The 20,168-nt window shown below is 35.3% G+C and carries 14 protein-coding genes and 1 tRNA gene; 1 reads left to right on the top strand and 14 read right to left on the bottom strand.

Annotated features, from left to right (window positions below):
• Positions 1-117: 117 nt before the first annotated feature.
• The 7 genes from ICJ84_RS13975 to ICJ84_RS13945 form a co-directional block, all read right to left on the bottom strand.
• Positions 118-1,974, bottom strand: a complete 1,857-nt coding sequence (locus ICJ84_RS13975; protein ID WP_317173668.1) for a tetratricopeptide repeat protein — start codon at positions 1,972-1,974, stop codon at positions 118-120.
• Between the two features lie 453 nt (positions 1,975-2,427).
• A complete protein-coding gene (gene serS / locus ICJ84_RS13970; RefSeq protein WP_188217036.1) occupies positions 2,428-3,699 on the bottom strand; it encodes a serine--tRNA ligase in 1,272 nt (423 codons plus the stop codon).
• 73 nt (positions 3,700-3,772) lie between these two features.
• Positions 3,773-4,711: a bifunctional riboflavin kinase/FAD synthetase gene (locus tag ICJ84_RS13965; protein WP_188217174.1), complete on the bottom strand. Its 939-nt coding sequence runs from the start codon at positions 4,709-4,711 to the stop codon at positions 3,773-3,775.
• A gap of 67 nt (positions 4,712-4,778) precedes the next feature.
• The gene (locus tag ICJ84_RS13960) at positions 4,779-6,743 is read right to left on the bottom strand and encodes a M43 family zinc metalloprotease (RefSeq protein ID WP_188217035.1); all 1,965 of its coding nucleotides are present in this window, start codon (positions 6,741-6,743) and stop codon (positions 4,779-4,781) included.
• Between the two features lie 63 nt (positions 6,744-6,806).
• Positions 6,807-7,373: an aminoacyl-tRNA hydrolase gene (pth, locus tag ICJ84_RS13955; RefSeq protein ID WP_188217034.1), complete on the bottom strand. Its 567-nt coding sequence runs from the start codon at positions 7,371-7,373 to the stop codon at positions 6,807-6,809.
• A gap of 89 nt (positions 7,374-7,462) precedes the next feature.
• Positions 7,463-8,068, bottom strand: a complete 606-nt coding sequence (locus ICJ84_RS13950; protein WP_188217033.1) for a 50S ribosomal protein L25/general stress protein Ctc — start codon at positions 8,066-8,068, stop codon at positions 7,463-7,465.
• A gap of 73 nt (positions 8,069-8,141) precedes the next feature.
• A complete protein-coding gene (locus ICJ84_RS13945) occupies positions 8,142-9,083 on the bottom strand; it encodes a ribose-phosphate pyrophosphokinase (RefSeq protein ID WP_188217032.1) in 942 nt (313 codons plus the stop codon).
• Positions 9,084-9,229: 146 nt separating this feature from the next.
• Here ICJ84_RS13945 and ICJ84_RS13940 point away from each other — a divergent pair.
• Positions 9,230-9,309, top strand: a tRNA-Leu gene (locus ICJ84_RS13940).
• A gap of 200 nt (positions 9,310-9,509) precedes the next feature.
• On the opposite strand, the gene ICJ84_RS13935 is transcribed toward ICJ84_RS13940, so the two are convergent.
• From ICJ84_RS13935 to ICJ84_RS13905, 7 genes are all read right to left on the bottom strand, one after another.
• The gene (locus ICJ84_RS13935; RefSeq protein ID WP_188217031.1) at positions 9,510-11,168 is read right to left on the bottom strand and encodes a type I restriction-modification system subunit M; all 1,659 of its coding nucleotides are present in this window, start codon (positions 11,166-11,168) and stop codon (positions 9,510-9,512) included.
• Entirely contained in the window at positions 11,165-12,175 is a 1,011-nt protein-coding gene (locus tag ICJ84_RS13930) for a virulence RhuM family protein (protein ID WP_188217030.1), read from the bottom strand. Before ICJ84_RS13930 ends, ICJ84_RS13935 begins: the two co-directional genes overlap by 4 nt.
• A gap of 12 nt (positions 12,176-12,187) precedes the next feature.
• The gene (locus tag ICJ84_RS13925; RefSeq protein WP_188217029.1) at positions 12,188-13,339 is read right to left on the bottom strand and encodes an AAA family ATPase; all 1,152 of its coding nucleotides are present in this window, start codon (positions 13,337-13,339) and stop codon (positions 12,188-12,190) included.
• A gap of 2 nt (positions 13,340-13,341) precedes the next feature.
• Positions 13,342-14,616, bottom strand: a complete 1,275-nt coding sequence (locus tag ICJ84_RS13920; RefSeq protein WP_188217028.1) for a restriction endonuclease subunit S — start codon at positions 14,614-14,616, stop codon at positions 13,342-13,344.
• Entirely contained in the window at positions 14,609-17,596 is a 2,988-nt protein-coding gene (locus tag ICJ84_RS13915) for a type I restriction endonuclease subunit R (protein ID WP_188217027.1), read from the bottom strand. The genes ICJ84_RS13920 and ICJ84_RS13915 overlap by 8 nt, the downstream gene beginning before the upstream one ends.
• Before the next feature lie 199 nt (positions 17,597-17,795).
• Positions 17,796-18,767, bottom strand: coding sequence for a DUF6371 domain-containing protein (locus tag ICJ84_RS13910; RefSeq protein WP_188217026.1), 972 nt, complete (start codon positions 18,765-18,767; stop codon positions 17,796-17,798).
• Between the two features lie 119 nt (positions 18,768-18,886).
• Positions 18,887-20,161: a DUF3987 domain-containing protein gene (locus ICJ84_RS13905; RefSeq protein WP_188217025.1), complete on the bottom strand. Its 1,275-nt coding sequence runs from the start codon at positions 20,159-20,161 to the stop codon at positions 18,887-18,889.
• Positions 20,162-20,168 lie beyond the last annotated feature (7 nt).

Below are 20,168 nucleotides of genomic sequence, written 5' to 3'. Positions count from 1 at the left end.
TTACAGGTTTTAATTTTTGAGTAAAACTAAGTCCCGGGACCTCTATTTGATAGCGTCTTTTGAACGACATGTTTACGTCATAAGTGTCAAAACCTAATGTTTTCGATATGTTTAAAGCTAATTAATAAAATCGCCTCGTAATGCGCGGTAGCGTTTTCTGGCATCTACAAAGTAAATGCTGTCGGCATGATTAAATATTATTTGTTCATAATAGCTCTTTGCTTTTTCGGGCTGATTAAGCTCATGCTCATAAATATCAGCCAGACTAAACAAGGCATCATCAACCAAAATACCATCACTGTAATTTGCTATAATAGCCTCATAATTGGTTTTAGCCTGCTCAAACTGTTCATTTGACTCAAATAATTGTGCTTGTTTAAACAACGCCTGGGGAATAATACCCTCGGTTTTATGATTGTTTAAAATGTTATTCAGCAAGTCTATGGCTTCGGATTTTTTATTCTGAAACGCCAACAAATCAGCTTTAGCATAGAGTTTTAATGCTGTTTGTAATGAATCGCCGTCGTACTTATTATCGGTAATGAGTAATTTCAAATCTAAGGCGTCGTTGGCAATTAATTGCGATGTTGAAGCCTTTAAAATATTCAATTGCGATTCTGCCCATTTAAAATCTCCTTTATAATAGCTCGTTTTTGCGACTTTAAAACGGGCTTCCTGAGAAATGGTACTGTTCTTTAAGTTACGTTGTATTTGGGTGTAATAAATTAAGGCATTGTTGAACTTCTCCTGTAACACCAGAATATCGCCCAGCTCCAGTTTTACCTCTGCCTTTTGCATCTCATTTAAAGGCAATTTTAAGGTGTCTTCCAAAAACTTAGTCGCCTTGTCGGGCTGATGATTTAAAAACGCCAGAAAATGAGCATAACCCAACTGCAACTTAAATGTTAATGCAGATAAACCAAAGGTATTAAACAACTCCTGATATGCTTTATCAATTACAGCGTACTCTGATTTTGGAGTTTGTTCCGTTTCAATTTGAATTAAATTATAATGCGCATGAAGCAATACTTCGGTATCCTGAGCATTTTCGGTTATAAAGGTTAAAATAGCTTTGGCAATGTCTGAAGCATTGTCGTTCATCGCTATTTCAGCTAAGTCTTCAATACTATCCAGGCTTTCAGGCTGACGCATAAAAATGGCCTTCTCCTGTACAAAGGCTTTACTGTAATCTTTCTGCTGAATAAACAACCAACTCAATAAACTGTTCCAAAGTAAATTGGGCTCCTGCTGCATCTTTTTAAGCAGAATTTTTCTAAACAACACGTTGTTTTCATTATCACCATTCTCACTAATAAAATCGCTTATAAAGCGTTTGATATTCCCTAACGCGATAGGATTAGCTTCAGCAAAATCGACATAGCCAATAAACATCTCCTCTATATTACCCAGCTCGCCATGTAATTGCGCCAATTGTAAATTAAAATTATAATCAGGATTCAAAGTCATAGCCTTTTGGTATGCCTGAATGGTTTCGTTTAATAAGGTATAATTTTGAAAGCTTTTTGAAACCGCAAACACATTACTAGGTCGTTCGTCTATGCTTTTAAGGGCTTCATCATAATAAAACCGGGCATGTTGCAAATCATTTTTAAGCTGATAATTATACCCGAGATCTACCTTAAATGCCGGATAGTTTACCCGTTCTATTAATTTCAGAAGAAAACCTTCAGCCGCATCATATTGCTCCAGTTCCTGATACGCTGCCACAATCTGGTTGATATAATTCACATTTGAAGGCGAGGCGGCATACAGTTTTTTATACTCAAACAAGGCCTTCTCGAAATCGCCTGTATTAAAATACTCGCGTGCCAGCATATCGCTTTGTGAAAATGCGGCCGAACTGATGAATAGAAATATGATTAACAGGCGTCTCATTTCGTAAATATAATAAATGCCCTGTGTAGATGCGGCATATTCTTTCAATAAAAAAATGCCCGAATAACATCCGGGCATAACCAACCAAAATTAATGTTCTATTAACTACCGTCTAAAACGAAAGTAACATTCGATTGGGGACAGTCTTTAACCTGTCGCCTATACTATAACCGACAGCATAAAGTGAACACTTAATTATAAAAAATTAGAATATTAAAATCTAACCGCTAATTACTATTTTATACTAGCAACATTTTCGGTTTTATGTTCAGAATGAAAAATATCGAAATCTGAAAATAAAACTTGAGCTGCAAAGAAAATTAGCGTGATTAAAATAAGAAGGCGCTTAACATTTTTCATGGTTAGGTTAAGTTTTTTGTTTTTGGAACTCCTAACTTCGAAAATTTATTTAAAAACACCAAGGAATAAGGAAACAAATCGACTAAAAACGTTGTTAATTAACACTTTATCGATTTAAAAGTATAAAAATCGAGTAATTTGTAAGTTTTTTACTCGATTTTTATTATGCTGCTAATCAATGATTTTAAATCCTGTATAAGACTGTAAAACTTCAGGAATCGCTATACCGGCTTCGGTTTGGTAATTCTCTAAAATGCCCGCCAAAACGCGAGGCAAGGCTAATGAACTTCCGTTTAACGTATGTGCTAATTCGTTTTTACCTTCACTATTTTTAAAACGTAGTTTTAATCGGTTCGCCTGGAAGGTTTCAAAGTTAGACACCGATGAAATTTCCAACCAGCGATCCTGTGCCGTAGAAAATACTTCAAAATCGTAAGTTAAGGCCGAAGTGAACCCTAAATCGCCACCACATAATCTAAGAATTCTGTAAGGCAATTTAAGCTCCTGTAAAATAGTTTTTACATGGGCTACCATACCGTCTAAAGCCTCATAAGATTTACTTGGATGCTCCACACGTAAAATTTCAACTTTATCGAACTGGTGCAAACGGTTTAAACCACGAACGTGTGCCCCGTAACTTCCAGCTTCACGACGGAAACACGGCGTATAACCGGTGATGCCGATTGGCAATTCGCTTTCGTTAAGCACCACATCTCTGAAAATGTTGGTTCCCGGAACCTCAGCTGTTGGGATTAAATATAAGTTATCAGCCGTAACGTGGTACATTTGCCCTTCTTTATCCGGCAATTGCCCCGTTCCAAATCCTGAAGCCTCATTGACTAAATGCGGCAACTGAAATTCGGTGTACCCAGCTTCAGTATTTTTATCTAAAAAGTAAGCGATTAAGGCACGTTGTAAACGAGCTCCCTTTCCTTTATAAACCGGGAATCCGGCTCCTGTGATTTTATTCCCCAATTCGAAATCGATGATGTCGTATTTCTTAGCCAGTTCCCAGTGCGGTAACGCCCCTTCATGCAACTTTGGGATATCACCTTCTCTGTAAACCTCTAAATTATCCTCATCGGTAGAACCTGCCGGAACGATATCGTTAGGTACATTAGGAATTTTGTAAAGCAACTCGTTTAACTCGGTTGACTTGGTATTTAAAGCCTCGGTAAGTTCTTTTGAAAGCTCCTTTAATTCACTGGTTTTCTCTTTTAAAGCATTTGCTTCCTGAGCGTTTCCCGATTTGTACAAGTTCCCGATTTCTTTGGATAAGGCATTCGATTCAGCTAAGGTGTTATCTAATTCGGTTTGAATACGACGTCTGTCTTCATCAAATGCAATAACATTATTAATCATCTCGGCAGCATCGATATTACGTTTTGCTAAGCGAGTAATAACTAAATCTTTGTTTTCTCTAATAAAAGGGACTTGTAACATGAATATAAAATTTAAGCGACAAATTTAATGATTTGCACGATATTTAGGCTGCTTTTTAAATCTAAAATCGAATTTAAAAATGTTCAGCAAGGTAACTTAAAGAGGTTTCTTTATCTTTTAACAATTGCTCTTTTAAGGCTTCAACCGATTCGAATTTTTTCTCGTCGCGAATGCGGTGCAGCAATGCGATTTGAAGGCCCTTTCCGTAGATGTCTTTACTGAAGTTGAAAAAATGCACCTCTATGCTTTCTTGTTTCCCTTCAACCGTTGGATTGGTACCTATATTCATCATACCAAAAACAGGCTTGCCATCAATCATCGATTGTACCACATAAGCCCCTTGTTTCGGGATGAGTTTATAATCTTCGGCTATTTTAATATTAGCGGTAGGATAGTCTATCTGCCGCCCTAAGGCTTTGCCTTCTACCACGGTTCCGGTAAGCATAAAATTGTAACCCAAATAACTGTTGGCTTTATCGATATCGCCTTCTTCAAGAGCTACTCGAATTTTCGTAGAACTTACAGATACGTCGTCGATATCCTGAGCAGATATTTCTTCAACATCAAACCCGTATAACGCTCCAAATTTTATGAGATCGTTTATATCGGCATTGCGGTTTCTTCCAAAACGGTGATCGTAACCAATAATGACTTTTTTAGCGTGAAGCGTATCGACCAGAATTTCCTTTACAAAGTCTTCGGCGGTTAAACGGGAAAAATCTTTAGTAAACTTTTTAATAAGTAAATAATCTAACCCTAAACCTTCTAAAATAGTACGGCGCTCATCAATAGTATTAATCAATTTAATACTGGAGTCTTTTTGCAAAACCATTCGCGGATGCGGAAAAAACGTTAAGATAACAGATTTTAAATGTGCCTGCTTTCCTGTATTGATTAAGCGGTTAATGATTTTTTGATGCCCTATATGCACCCCATCAAAAGTGCCGATAGTCACTACGGTATCTTGCTTGGGTAACTTATCTAAAGTACTTATAACTTTCAAACTAAAAATTTTAAACAAAATTAGAGATAATAGCCCTATAAAAAAAGAAGTTTAAACGTTTCGCTTTTGATTCGTTTTATTTTTTCACAAAAGGATAAGATACGAAATGACCTTCCTTTTCAATTCGAATAAAATATAATCCGGATTTGAATTGCGACGTGTTAATTGCTAAATCTGAAATACTATTTACAACAGAGTTGCTGATTAACTGCCCTAAAGTATTGTATATTTTATATCCATCTGGTAAATCATTACTAATAGCCAACGAAATATTTAACATATCAGATGCTGGATTGGGGTAAATTTTAATATTATTCTTTGCAAAATACTCATCAATACCAAGCGTTAGCGTAGAGATATTTGTTGTTTGGGAACTGCCGTATTGCGCGCCTGATGCTATTATATTATCGCTATCATCTTTCAATTCATATGATCCATCACCAAATTCTCCACAACAAATACCATCCCCTGCTGCATCTATAATTTTAAAATAATAACAGGAATTATCTGAAATATCAAAAGTTGCTGTTATAGTTGTAGTATCGCCATCTGTATAAGGTCCTCCAGAAGCCACCATATTAGTGCCGTCACCAAATTCCCAGGTAATTTCACTACCATAATTATCAGGCGTTATCGTTAAATAAAGTTTTGAAGTTCCGGAAACATTAATTGCTGTATCAAAGTTTATAGATGCTAAATCATTACAATCACGAGAATCAACATTCCCGTTAGGATTTGTAACCGACACATTAAAATCATGATTCCCCAGAGCTACATTTTGCGAAGGCAGAGTTACAATAACATATTCGCCATATTGCAAAGCACCACTCCATGGCTGACTTTGGGAGGTTCCACCATCAATATTGTAATTGATTGTTGCTGATGTTAATGTTGATGTTCCGTAATTGGTTAATCGAACTTTAGGCGCTATAACACTACAATTACTTAAATTAACACCTTCTAATTGAATACTGCCGTCGTAATTTACCGCGACAGGAGCTGAACAAGCATTTGACGACAATAAACTAAGTCTACTGGAACTCATAGTCGCCTGCATTCTGCTTTTTTGGTCTATAGTAAAAATATTCATACAGGAATCTTGAGTGTAATCCATATAATTTTCAACCATATCAGCACCGCCTGTTGGGCATGAATCAACATTTTCAGGACATAATTCATTGGCTTCCGCTACGGCAGGTGTGTCGGCACAAAAATCACCCGAAGTCGAATTTTCTCCTGCACAGCCCCCTTCAAAAGTATGATAAAGCCCTAAATAATGACCTACCTCATGTGTTGTTGTTCTTCCTTTATTATAAGGCGCATTCAAAAGAAATGAGCCATCATTATAATCTATGCTCCCAAAATATTTATAATCAATTACCACACCGTCTGTAGCTGAACTACCTCCAGGAAATTGAGCATAACCCAGTAATCCTGAACCACCCTTAAGCTTGATAGTCCAAATATTCAGATAATTAGAACTGTCCCAAATAGTAGATGGTTTTAAAGCATTAACTTTGGTAAAAGCATCACTTTCACTCGTCTCTATAATCCCGTCTTGACCTAAATCAATTCTGTCTATACCGTTAGTTGGGCAACCATCAGGAGTTTGCTGCGCCAAACAAAATTCAATTTCTACATCTGCTCCAACAGCACTAGTATTAAACCCGGGCGTTCCTGCTGCTCTGCGAAAATCCTGATTTAATACGGCTATTTGAGACGCTATCTGAGCATCCGTAATATTTGGAGCAACACCAACATCTTCTCCATTGTGAAATACATGAACCACCACGGGAATGGTAATAACAGCATTTGTTGCTTTAGTTTCTGATAATCGTTGTGCTTTTTTAAATGCTATAATTTTTTGCAGGCTTTGCTCAAAGCGATCCCCTCCCATCATTTCAGGATGTGATCTAATCAACTGATGGTTGTATTGATCTGAACCACATCGAATAACGGGCTTCTCATCTTTTTTAGACTGAGCCTGAAGTAATAAAATGGATTGGGAGAATAATAAAAGAAGTAAGGTAATTTTTTTCATAGCAACACAACAAACAGTCTAATTTACAGTTTTTAATGATAAAAAAAAACTTATTTTTTATCATTACTTCCCGTTAAAACCATTCATGGTATTCGACAAACCGGCCAGACCAAAGGATTTAATCAATTCCACAGACTTATCTAAACGCTCTTTCAGTTTTGCGTTTTCTTCATCGGTCCACTCCCCTAATACGTAATCCACCTGTTGTCCTTTACTAAAGGCATCACTAATACCAAATCTGTAACGATTATACTGTGTGGTACCTAGTTTATCCTGAATGTCCTTTAATCCGTTATGGCCACCATCGCTACCCTTGGCTTTTACGCGAATACTTCCAAAGGGCAAGTTTAAATCATCTGTAATAACCAACAGATTTTCTAAAGGAATCTTTTCTTTAGCTAACCAATACTGAACGGCTTTTCCGCTTAAATTCATATAAGTATTAGGCTTTAAAAAAATAAAGGTTCTTCCTTTTAACTTATATTCAGCAATATCGCCAAGTTTCTGAGTTTCGAAGGTTATCGCTTCCTGCTTGGCAAAATAGTCTAAGATTTTAAACCCGATATTATGACGGGTGTTCGCGTATTTATCTCCTATGTTCCCTAAACCTACGATTAAGTACTTCTTCATAAAAATCTGTGTCGTGTTTTTAATCTTTTGTAAAAATAAAAAAGCATCCTGAATTCAGGATGCTTTAATATGTAATTTAGAATAAAGTCTTATTCTGCTGCTGCAGCTTCTACTTCTTCTTCTTCATCCTCATCGATATCAGCTACCGAGTTTCTAGAACGTCTTACCTGACATACTACTGTATTGTCTGGGTGCATAAATTTGTATGCATCATTTTCTAAAGTAGTGATGTATAATTTACCACCAATTCTTAATGGCGTAATGTCTGCTTCAATAAAATCTGGTAAGTTAGCTGGTAAAGCTTTAACTCTTAAGCTACGCTTGTTTTTACGTAACACACCACCATTCTTAACACCACGAGAGTTACCTACTAATACTACAGGAATTTCCATAGTAATTTCTTTGTCTTCGAATAATTGGTAAAAGTCTACGTGCATGATAGCATCTGTTACCGGGTGAAATTGGATATCTTGTAATACCGCATTGTAAGTTTCACCATTTTCTAAAGCAATCACAACTGTATGCGCATTAGGCGTGTATACCAGTTTAGAGAAAGCTAATTCTTCTGCAGAGAAATGAACTGGCTTATCTCCTCCGTATAATACGCAAGGAACCTGACCAGCATTACGTAAGGCTTTTGTTGCTTTTTTGCCCACGCTTTCTCTTTGAGATCCGTTGATTGTAATTGATTTCATAATTATGTATTTATTATTACTTGTTTATATATGGAAACACTATGGTAAACCATGTGTTTTCATTGCTTGTTTGTTACATTACAAATTTAGAAGCGATAGACTGGTTATTGTGTACCTTCTCCATTACCTCGGCAAATAAATCGGCACAACTTAACACTCTAATTTTGTCGCTTAAAGGCTTCACAGGAATAGAGTCTGTTACAATAAGCTCTTCTAATTTTGAATTATTTAAATTTTCGTAAGCTTTACCAGATAAAATTGGGTGTGTACAAATCGCTCGTACGCTTAATGCACCACGCTCTATCATTAAATCGGCTGCTTTCGTTAAGGTTCCAGCAGTATCTACCATATCGTCAACTAATACCACATTTTTACCGGTTACATCACCAATTAATTCCATATGAGAAATCACATTGGCTTTAGCACGTTGCTTGTAACAGATTACGACATCGCTTTCTAAGGCTTTAGAATAAGCATAAGCTCTTTTAGACCCCCCCATATCAGGCGACGCAATGGTTAAGTTATCCAAATTTAAACTTTGTAAATACGGTAAGAAAATCGTTGAAGCAAATAAATGATCAACCGGCTTTTCGAAGAACCCCTGAATTTGATCAGCATGTAAATCCATGGTGATAATTCTTGTGGCTCCGGCAGCCTCTAAAGTCTTAGCTACAAGTTTAGCCGCGATTGGTACTCTGGGCTTATCCTTTCTGTCTTGTCTTGCCCATCCAAAGTATGGTAAAACAGCAGTAATGTGTCTTGCTGATGCACGTTTTGCAGCATCAATCATTAACAACATTTCCATTAAATTCTCAGGTCCAGGATTTGTTGACCCGATGATAAAAATACGAGTACCTCTAATCGACTCTTCATACGATGGTTGAAACTCTCCATCGCTGTAAGTCGACATGATTACTTTTCCTAATTCAGTTCCAAAAGCCTTGGCAATTTTCTCCCCAAGTTCCTGACTTTGGGTACATGCAAAAATTTTAGCTTCGGTTACAATTGTCGGCATAGCTAACTTGTTGTTTTTTAGCGCAAAAGCGCGGCTTGTTTTTAACGAGGTGCAAATTTAGACATTTATTTTTACCTAAAAAGGATAATACACAGTATTTTTATTAGAATTATAAAAAATTTATATATTTTTGCTGTCGCTAAAGCGCTCAAGTGGCGGAATTGGTAGACGCGTCGGATTCAAAATCCGATTCTTCGGAGTGTGGGTTCGATTCCCACCTTGAGTACAAAAAACCCTTGTTAATCGATTGATTTTCAAGGGTCTTTAATTTTATCAGTAACAATATAGTAACAAAAATTGGATTATTTTCAACCCAAAAAGGGCATTTTTCGAAACTTAAATTAATAAAGAGGTAAAAAAAAGGGTAAAGAAAAAGGTAAAAGAAAATCTAGCGCACTTTACAATACTCACCCTTTTTTAAAAAATTTATATCGCATCCAACCCTAATTCTTTCAAAAAACAGTTATGGGTTTCTCTACTTTCTTTTATTCTCTTTTCAACATCGTTAAGTTTGGTGTTTACTTCTTTTAAATCGATTATAGGTTCGGCTTCTGCTGTGCTTACGTATCTTGAAATATTTAGATTAAAATCATTCTTTTCAATTTCTTCAAATGACACACGACGGGCATATCGCTCAATATAATCTGGACGCTCTTTATAAGTATCTACAATTTTCTTAATATCGTTCGGCTCTTTATCACTTGGCTTTCCATTTTTAGTACCATCACGTAAAATATTTTGACGCTTCTCCTTTTTATAATGCTCACTTGCATTTATAAATAACACGTCATCATCCTTTTTACATTTTTTCAACACCAAAATACATACAGGAATACCCGTAGAAAAGAATAAATTTGAAGGCAAGCCTATTACTGTATCAATATTACCATCTTTTAATAATTTGGTTCTAATCCGTTGCTCTGAACCACCTCTAAACAAAACACCATGAGGCAATATAATAGCCATAGTACCTTCTTCACTTAGAAAATGAAAACCGTGTAATAAAAAGGCAAAATCGGCTGCCGATTTTGGTGCTAAGCCATAATTTTTAAAACGGAAATCTTCGGCTGTAGTATCGGTAGGTTCCCAACGCAAACTAAACGGCGGATTGGCAACAATGGCATCGAACTCGATTTTTTTCGCAGGGTTCATTTCATTTAAAATATCCCAATCATTTTTTAAGGTATCGCCATGAAATATATCGAACTCCGAATCTTTTACACCATGCAACAACATATTCATACGTGCTAAGTTATAGGTGGTTATATTCTTTTCTTGACCGTATATTCTACTGATAGTTCCACCACCTTCTTGCTTTTCTATTTTATTCTTAACGTTTAATAGTAATGATCCCGAACCACAAGCAAAATCCAATACCTTATTTATTTTTTTCTTTTTACCTGCTTTTGGATTATGACTGTCTAAGCTTACTATTTCAGAAAGTACTGTAGATAACGCTTGAGGTGTATAAAACTCCCCAGCCTTTTTTCCCGAACCTGCTGCAAACTGCCCAATTAAATACTCGTAAGCATTACCTAAACTATCAACATCAGTATCAAACCCTTCTATACCTTTTGCTATTTCATTAATAATTTTACAAAGCTTTTTATTACGTGCCTCATAGTTTTTGCCTAGCTTTTCTGAATCTAAGTTAATTTCGGAGAATAAGCCTTTAAACGAATTTTCGAACGATTCGTTTTCTATGTATTTAAAGCCACTTTGAAGTGACCTTAATAAACTATCACTATGTATACGTGCTAATTCTGCAATACTTTGCCACAAATATTCAGGCTCGATAACATAATGCACTTTGCGACGCATTTGTTTTTCGAAATCTTGTATAAATTCTGGATTGTCTTGATACCAAACCGAAAGCGGCGTCCGAGTATCTTCTTCATCTAACTTCGGGTAATCTGAACCTAATTCCTTTTTAACCGAATTTTCGTAATTATCGGACAAGTAACGTAAAAACAGAAACGACAACATATAATCACGGAAGTCGTCGGCATTCATCGCTCCTCTTAATTCATCGGCTATTTTCCATAGGGCTCTGCCCAGTTCGTCTTGTTTTTGTTTTGCTGTCATTTTAATTTTTTAATGGCATTATCAATATCGCCTAACTGTTGTTGTTCTTGTTGAAGCCTTTTGCTACGGAAGGTTTCGTATTTATCTTCTGCTAATTTATCGGCTACCTTTTTAGTAATGCTTCCAGCATTTTTCAAAATGTCTTGACCATTGAATTGTAAAAAAGCATCTAGCTTTTGTCGCCAATCTTTCATAAACATTTGGCGGTGGTTTTTAGCTTGTAATTCAGCAAAATCGAGATACATAGTTACAATACGGTTTAACGTATCTAATTCGTCTTTATTCAAATAGTTTTTAGAAACCGTAACATCCTGTTTTCTAACCTTAGAACCTTTAAAAGTCGTCAAACCCATGTTATCTTTAGTAACGTCACTTCGCTTTGCTATTATTTCGGCTGCTGTGTTTCCCGTTGCTGCAAAAATAAGTTTGTTTTGCACCACTTTAAAAAACGCTTGTGTTTCTTCAGCTTTTGGGCTATAATCTACAGCTAGAGCATAAATGTCTGTTATTTTACGATAAAAACGCTTTTCACTAGAACGAATATCACGTATTTGTTCTAGTAACTCATCGAAGTAATCTTTACCAAATGGATTATCTGGGTTTTTTAGTTTTTCGTTATCCAGAACAAAGCCTTTTCTAATTAATTCGGTAAGTTGTTTTGTTGCCCACATTCTAAAATGCGTACCTCGTAAAGAGTTTACCCTGTAGCCAACTGAAATAATCATATCTAGATTAAAATACATAACTGGCTTGGTTTGTGTTTTGTTGGGCATAGCTCCATGTTGAGTGGTTGTTGCAATTTTTGCAACAACCAGTTCTTCACGTAATTCGCCAGTTTCAAAAACATTCTTAATATGTCTTGAAATACCGCTTTTATCAATACCAAAAAGCTCAGCCATTTGGTTTATTGTTAACCATATGGTTTCGTCCTTTAACAGTACATCTACTTTAACCTCACCATTTTCATTGGTGTAAAGCAAAAAGTTATTGGTTTTTAGGTTGCTCATGTTTACAAATTATTATACGGCTTCTTGCTGTTTATTAAAAATTTCAGGTAAATAAAATTCATATTTAGCTAGAAATCCGTCGAATATTTTTTTAAATAAATCTTTGTTATCTGCTCCCATTTCCTTTGGGTCGTAAATAGAATACTTACCATGACTAAACAAATTTAAAGCTCTTTCAAAAAGCACTTCGTCGTCTAAGCCTTGAATACATTTGTCAATCTTATCGTAACCAAAAAAACTAGCCGTTTTTTCTAATATACTTCTTAGTGTATTAAAATGATGGGTGTAAATATCACCAGAATCGACTACTTGTTTTAATTGACTAATAATGGCGATATGATGAAAGAACGGTACATCACCAGTATCTTGCAAGGTATATGTTTCATTATTTTTAGAGTGTAAATAATAGGCTTTATGTTTTGCTTTATTCTTTAACTCATTAAACATAACATTAAAAAATAAACTGTGATGCGAAGATACCACTGTCTTAATTTTACTTCCTTCGTTTTTAATTTCCTGTATCAAGTTAGCTAAATCGCAAGCTACGGCAATCGCTTTATTTTCGTCTAAGGAAGAGATTGGGTCGTCTATATAAATGTATTTAACCCAGTTGTAAGCACCAGTATCATCATCACTATTCACTTGGTCTATGGCGATTTCGCAAATAGCGATAAAAAAACACCAAATAAAAAGATTTTCTTCACCTCTTGATATTTTTATATTTTCAACGGTTTCGGTATTACCATCAATAACAACATTTCTAGAAAAGGTAACAGTGTAGTTTTCGTAATCGATAAAAAAATTAATATCTACATAGTTTTGAAATAATTTTCCAATACGAGTTTCCATTTCTAAATCTTGAAGACCTATAAATAGTTTAGAATCTTTATTTAATTGCAGCATTCTTGTAACCCCATTTTCTAAATCGTTATTCCAAACGAAAAGGTCTTCTGTAAAAGCATTAAAATATAACGTATCAAAATCTCCCTCAGGTTTATTAAAATCTTTAAATTCCATAGACAGTCTTGTTTTACCTGTGCCGTTATGGGCAAAAAACAAGATAAATTCTTTTTCTGGGGTATGGTCGCCTGTAAGTACTTTACGGAAATGACTTGCTACTTCTTTTAAAGCATTAAATTGTATAGTTTCTATATTTCTACCCATACTTAAACATCACTTATATTAGGAAACAACTGCTGTAATAAACCTTTTTTATGGTTTTGCAGGCTTTCTATTTTTTGGGTTTGGGCTTCAATTGTTTCGTCTATAGAAGATAAACAATTGGCTATTTTTTGCTGTTCCAAAATATCTGGAATATTAATATTGAAACTGGTAAGAACTTCCTTGGTTATTGTTTTAATAATACCCCCTGGTGCTTTTTCTTTTTCTATTTCAAACAACAACTGGATTACATAAGCAAAGAATAACTTGTCTATAGGTTTGTAAAACTCTTCGAAGAGCAATAAAGTTCTATCAATATATGCATCATATTGAGTTATAGCTACACGACCAATTGAACCTTGAATAGTGATAATTACAGTACCTTTTTCTATAAAAACACTTTGTTCGGCAGCTAATTGACTAATTTTCCTTTTAGTGGTTGGCTTTATTTTAAGATTAGTGTCAACATCATAAACCTGTATAAATGGCATTCCGTTTATATCGTCATACCATTCTGGAAGACCATATGGTTGCGGAAAACTCCCTCTTCTAAATTTAGATAACTCACCCAAAGTAGTTCCCTCCCAATCCCCATCATTTTTAAATTCTGGAAAACGGTATTTAGGCTGCGTTTCGCCTTCTTGTGGAAACAACTGTTGTAATAAGCCTTTTTTATGCGCTTGTAATAACTCTAGTTTTTCTGTTTCGGCAGTAATAACATCATCTAACGATGATAAACAATTGGCAATTTTTTGTTGTTCTTTTAGTGAGGGTTTAAAAAAAGGAAAATCCTTAATTTGTTTTTGAGAAAGCATAGGTACAGCGGCAGAAGTACTAATTCTTTTTACTTCATTTTGAATGTAGTTCCCAGTTAAAACATAATAAAGGAATTTAGTATCACTAGTTATATCTTTTATTAAAACCATACTAGGGTTGATAGTAGCTTCACCAATTTCTTTATCAATTAACGCACAATCGCCTAAACTTCCTCTTTGAGAAAAAATAACATGACCTTCCTTGACCATAATTTCAGGTGATTCATAATATTTTTCCCAACTCAAAAAAGTAGGGTCTGACAAATCTAATCTATGATTTTGAATGTGCTTACCACCTAAAACAAGAACTCCTTCTCCTTTAGCTACCAAGTCACTTTTGGTATAACCTCTATAACCAATACGTCCCTTCAAATTACAGTTTTCTTCAATTGTTGAAGGCTTCCATTCATCTTTAAATTCAGGAAAACGCAATTGCGGCACTATATTTTCTTCTTTATTATTCATAAGCATTTAATCCTGCTATCTCACGCTCTTGGGCTAGTTTGTTTAATAATGGCACTAAGTCTTCCATGAGTTCTAATTCTTTAACTCGGCGGTCTTTCCAACCTAACTCTAGCGGTGCTAATAGGTCGGTTAATTTTTCACCATCGAACAACATGCGGTTCATAATTTCGGCGATAAAGCTTTTAAGACTTTCTGTAGTAATTCCGTGCTTTTCAGAAATAGTACGCACTTCTTTTTCTGCCTTGTCGTCTTTATATTTTTGGTAACCTAAACGTATTTGTTTTTCGGTTAAACCATTACCTACTTCAAGGGTGTTAATGTATTCAATGATATCGTCACGCTCATCAATTAAATTCGCACTAGAACTTAACAGGTTAATAAGCTGCTGGCGTGTCATTTTTTGTTTAGACGGTTTGTCTTGGGTGTATTTGGCTATTAAGCCAATAATATAATCGTAGTCTATAATGGCAGACGAGAACAGTACAAACTCGAAATCTAGTTGTTCTACTTCTGGAGGTACATTATCGCCTTTATCTTGCTCGGCTTTTAAACGCTTAGCCGTATCTAAATACACCGATTTAAAGGAACGTAAATCGTCTATAGGCAACAATGCTTCAATCGTTTCAGTTTGCTGCTCTTCAAGGTCGGTATATTGGTCTAATTGTGTTTTTAAGCGTTGTACTTCTTTAAAGGTATTAATAAACTCGGCACGCGCTTCGTCGCCTTTTAAATTGGTAACATCGGAAGGCGTACACTCCAACCCTTTCGACTCCATAAAAGCTTTTAAGTTGCTTACCGCCTTTTCGTATTTATCGATAACCTTAGGCGCTGCATCGACCAACCAAATTTCTTTAGGGTTATCTACTTTTTCGCCAGAGAATAACACCATGGCTTTATCGACACTTTCCTCTTGGTGACGGAAGTCTAAAATATTACCATAAGGCTTGGTATCGTTAATAACACGATTGGTACGTGAAAAGGCTTGTATTAAACCGTGATACTTTAGGTTTTTATCGACGTAAAGCGTGTTTAAATATTTAGAGTCGAAACCCGTTAACAGCATATCGACCACTATCATCACATCAATTTTATTCTTGTGCGCATAGTCTTTATTGCTATACTTTTGGTCTTTGATGCGTTGTTGTACGTCTTGATAATATAAATCAAACTCCGAAATCGTGTGATTTGTACCGTATTGCCCGTTATAATCTGAAATAATAGCCGTTAAGGCTTCTTTCTTTTTATTGGGTTCGACTTCGTTATCGGCACGTTCTTGTGGTAAATCTTCCTGAATTTGTTTAATATCTTTATTACCCTCGGCAGGCGGCGAGAACACACAAGCGATATTTAGCAGTTTGTAATCTTCGTTTTCTTCTATCTTTTCGGCTTGTAACTCTTTAAAGATATTGTAATACTGAATAGCATCATTTATAGAAGCCGTTGCCAGTACACTATTAAACTTTCTATCGTTAGTCGCTTTGTCATGCTTTTTAATAATGGCATTGGTAACCGCCAGTTTATGCAAATCGCCACCAACCGTAACATTGCCATCTGGTTTAAAATAATCGATATGAAAACGTAATACGTTTTTATCTTCTATGGCATGCGTAATGGTATAAGCGTGTAACTCCTGCTGAAACACATCGGTCGTGGTTCTGAACGATGCCTCAGTACCTTCGATGGTTTTATAAGTGGCGTTATCTTCAAAAATAGGTGTTCCCGTAAACCCAAATAGTTGCGCTTTTGGAAAAAACTCTTTAATAGCGTCGTGATTGTCGCCAAATTGCGAACGGTGGCATTCATCGAAAATAAACACCACCCTTTTGTCTTGTAAAGGTGCTAATCGGTCGTAATACGTAGGCTTATTGTCTTCCCGTTGTTTTACATTTCGTCTACTATTTTGATTAAGAGCCAAACCTAATTTTTGAATGGTAGTAACGATAACCTTATCGGCATAATCGGTAGAAAGCATGCGTTTTACTAAAGTTTCGGTATTAGTGTTTTCTTCAACACTACCTTCTTGAAACTTGTTAAACTCCTCTCGTGTTTGCCTATCTAAATCTTTTCTGTCGACTACAAATAGACATTTTTCAATATTTGAATTTTCTTTAAGAAGGGTAGAAGCTTTAAAGGATGTTAAGGTTTTTCCACTTCCCGTAGTATGCCAAATGTATCCGTTTCCTCGGTTTTGGTCGATGCAATCTACAATAGCTTTAACCGCATAAATTTGATACGGACGCATAACCAGTATTTTTTGCTCGCTAGCGACCAACACCATATAACGGCTTATCATTTGCCCTAAGGTACACTTGGTTAAAAACTTATCGGTAAAATCGTCGAGGTGGCTTATTTTTTTATTGTCTTCGCTGGCTAATTCGTAAACAGGTAAAAACTGCTCATCGGCATTAAAAGCGAAATGCTGGTTATTGTTATTTGCAAAATAGAACGTTCTTGTTTTATTACTAACAATGAACAATTGCATAAAACACATTAAAGAATTGGTATAGCCATTACCTAGATCGCTTTTATATTCTACGATTTGTTGCATGGCTCGATTTGGGCTAACATGCAACGACTTTAATTCTATTTGAACTACAGGAACGCCATTAATAAGTAAAATAACATCGTAACGGTGGTTACTATACTCTGTGTTAATTCTTAACTGGTTAATAACTTCAAATTCGTTTTTGCACCAATCTTTAATATTAACAAGCGTATAGTGTAAAGGCGTACCATCTTCTCTTGAAAATGTGTTCGTTTTTCTTAAATAATTAGAAGCTTTAAAAACATCGGGGTTTACAATTTCTTCCCGCAACCTTTCAAACTCCGAATCGGTTAAATTTACACGATTTAAGCTTTCAAATTTTTGCCTAAAGTTTTGCTCTAAGGCTTCTTTAGTTCTTATGTCTTTTCTATACGTGTATTTTAAATCGGTTAACCTACTTATTAACTCTTCTTCTATTTGTTGTTCTTTAGTCATCAACTCTAAACTACAGTTTTAAAACCTAAAAATAAGATTATTTATACATTTTAGTAAAACTTGTTTTTAAAGTTTTTAAATAAAATCGCTGATGGCAAAAACTAAAGTGTATTTGGGTGTAAAATAAAAAACCTGCTAGATTACATGACGGCAAAGTTTTTAGGCAATCCACCTTATCTAACAGGACGAGCAAATATAATTAATTTAATCCTTTATACCCTCTAAAAACATCCTCTAAATCGCAATTATACCAACCCTGCTCTTTAAGTTGTTCATCCGACATGCCTTGAGTCATATCCCAAATTTCAGCATCTATACCCAACTGCTTTAAATCATGTAGTTTTTTCTGCATTATTGCTACTGCCTTTTCACTCATATCTGGAACTATTACCACTTTTTCACCGATTAGAGGCTTTAACTTTGTATCGGTAAGCCCATTTATACCGCCGTACGCCAACCATCTATAATTAGGCAACTCCATAGCACATACTATAGCCGTTTTTTCACTTTCCACTAACACAATTGGCTTATGGTTATCAAACGCTAGTAAATGCTCCCCAAACAAGCAACTATAATACCCATTCTCATTTTTATATGGCACTTTAAAATAATTTGTCCTTTTACCATCTTTACCGTAGTAAACAACTTTAGCCTTTTGCACATTACCCTCAATATTAATTAACCAAAATACTACACCGCCGTCCTTACCAGTGCCAATGTGATACATTTCTTTAACACTATTCACTAAATCTTCAGGATATGTGTTACGCAAATAAAATAGTAAATTGTTTTCCTTGGGATTTTCAACAAATAACCTAACTACATCGTAATCAATATATTTTATATTTTTAGACGGAAATTCTTCACTTGTAACACAGCTCTGGATTAATGTGTTACTACTTTGTGTTACACTATCGTAAGACAATTGTGTTACATGTTTTTCAAAATTATTAGTCGTTTCATTCCAGATGTATTCGTTACCCTCATCGTCTTTATAAAGGGATGGTGGCACAGTTGAAACACCACACGAATGGCAATACCCAAAAGCCTCTGGAAAGCCCTTAAAATTAACAAATTTGCCATCCTTATTTAGTTTACCACAACAAGGTGTAATAAGTTTAATATTTCTTTTACGCTCAAACTCTAATTTATAATCAACTCTTTGTAACATATCTATAAACATTAGTAGAAACTGGCAACTCGAAACCACCTCAATACATCACTATAAATTATTCAAAAACAAATATTTACACAGAAACAAGTGATGAGTTGCGAGTTGCCAGCCCTTAACTAAACTTTCGCCCATTTTTTTGAAATTGTCCCTTTATGTAGCCCCGTAATTTCAGCTACTGCCTTTTGCGAGGCTTCATTTTTTTTCGCCAATTTAATAATTTGTTCAACAGAAGGCTCTGCTTCCCGAAAACCTTCCTTAACAATTAATTGAAAATTTAAAAAGTAAAACTCATTACATTCTATAGCCAATTCGACGACTTCATCGGTTAATACACTTGCAAACGTGGAACCAGAAGCATTAAGCATCATAAAAATAATAACACATAGCTTCTGCACCGAAATTTGCATCTTAGACATGTATTCTTTAATAACTGGTTCAGCCTCCCCTTGTCTATTTATTAAGTCTTGAGTGTATTCAAATAGCAATAGCTCTGCACTTTTCGACATTACAATTTCAAATTGCTTTTTTGTTTCTTCAGGGTTTTCGCTTTGACGTTTATAGGCTAAAATATTTTTAATTGAAGCACCATAAGAAACCAAGCTACTATTGGCAATACCTTCTACTACAAGTGTATTGTTGTGTGTTATTTTTGGCGTAAAAAACTGCCTATCGATAAACCCACTTTCTAAATTACCGTTAGCAAATAACTTAGGTAAAAATTGATACTGCAAGCCACCAATAAGAGTCACATAAGTTGACTTAATTCTAAAACTCTGAGTCGTTTTACGAGAAACATCTAAACAGCCGTTGGTATAGCCCTCTAGGAAAAAATTACGCCACGCAACACCGTCACGACTATTAGGGTTCGCCATCTTTTCAATTAACCCATAAATCTCGTCTATTGCAATACCGACAGCGTTTGGGTTATCTGCGTGTACCTTATGTGCCGCTTCAATCGATGCGTTTTGAATTAGATTTTGCTTTCTTATTACACTCTTCTCATCCCCCTCACTAACCCTTAATTCGTCTAGATAATCCTCATATTCCACATCGTCTATTTCCTTAATAGGATTGGTGGCTATTTTAATTGCTTCACTCTTAGCATCACCTCTACTTCCAACAATTGTAAAATAACAATTACCGTAGTTTTTATACCCTAAGCCTTTAAGATAAAAAGTTAAACCAACGGAAGTACTAACCGTAAAAAATATTGAACTCAACATGTACTCTTTTGGCACACGCTTACATAAAAAAGCTTCTTCAATTAAACCCTTAAATTCAGAAGGCAAAAGAGAAACTATAGTATTTAGTTTCTCTTTTGATTTTTCTAAATCTGTCTGGATTACGTTTTTTAAAGCTTCTTCGATTTGCTGCTTATTATTGTATTCCATGACTTTA

Origin of the sequence: Aestuariibaculum suncheonense, from assembly GCF_014596935.1 — a bacterium.
Taxonomy (GTDB): Bacteria; Bacteroidota; Bacteroidia; order Flavobacteriales; family Flavobacteriaceae; genus Aestuariibaculum; species Aestuariibaculum suncheonense.
The sequence above is the reverse complement of the archived record's forward strand: the minus strand, read 5'-3'. Positions and strand labels throughout refer to the sequence as shown.

What these genes read in the sequence shown, in the direction of transcription:
- ICJ84_RS13975 (WP_317173668.1), bottom strand. Translation starts at nt 1,974, where the DNA reads ATGCCCGGATGTTATTCGGGCATTTTTTTATTGAAAGAATATGCCGCA.
- serS (WP_188217036.1), bottom strand. Translation starts at nt 3,699, where the DNA reads ATGTTACAAGTCCCTTTTATTAGAGAAAACAAAGATTTAGTTATTACT.
- ICJ84_RS13960 (WP_188217035.1), bottom strand. Translation starts at nt 6,743, where the DNA reads ATGAAAAAAATTACCTTACTTCTTTTATTATTCTCCCAATCCATTTTA.
- pth (WP_188217034.1), bottom strand. Translation starts at nt 7,373, where the DNA reads ATGAAGAAGTACTTAATCGTAGGTTTAGGGAACATAGGAGATAAATAC.
- ICJ84_RS13950 (WP_188217033.1), bottom strand. Translation starts at nt 8,068, where the DNA reads ATGAAATCAATTACAATCAACGGATCTCAAAGAGAAAGCGTGGGCAAA.
- ICJ84_RS13945 (WP_188217032.1), bottom strand. Translation starts at nt 9,083, where the DNA reads ATGCCGACAATTGTAACCGAAGCTAAAATTTTTGCATGTACCCAAAGT.
- ICJ84_RS13935 (WP_188217031.1), bottom strand. Translation starts at nt 11,168, where the DNA reads ATGACAGCAAAACAAAAACAAGACGAACTGGGCAGAGCCCTATGGAAA.
- ICJ84_RS13930 (WP_188217030.1), bottom strand. Translation starts at nt 12,175, where the DNA reads ATGAGCAACCTAAAAACCAATAACTTTTTGCTTTACACCAATGAAAAT.
- ICJ84_RS13925 (WP_188217029.1), bottom strand. Translation starts at nt 13,339, where the DNA reads ATGGGTAGAAATATAGAAACTATACAATTTAATGCTTTAAAAGAAGTA.
- ICJ84_RS13920 (WP_188217028.1), bottom strand. Translation starts at nt 14,616, where the DNA reads ATGAATAATAAAGAAGAAAATATAGTGCCGCAATTGCGTTTTCCTGAA.
- ICJ84_RS13915 (WP_188217027.1), bottom strand. Translation starts at nt 17,596, where the DNA reads ATGACTAAAGAACAACAAATAGAAGAAGAGTTAATAAGTAGGTTAACC.
- ICJ84_RS13910 (WP_188217026.1), bottom strand. Translation starts at nt 18,767, where the DNA reads ATGTTACAAAGAGTTGATTATAAATTAGAGTTTGAGCGTAAAAGAAAT.
- ICJ84_RS13905 (WP_188217025.1), bottom strand. Translation starts at nt 20,161, where the DNA reads ATGGAATACAATAATAAGCAGCAAATCGAAGAAGCTTTAAAAAACGTA.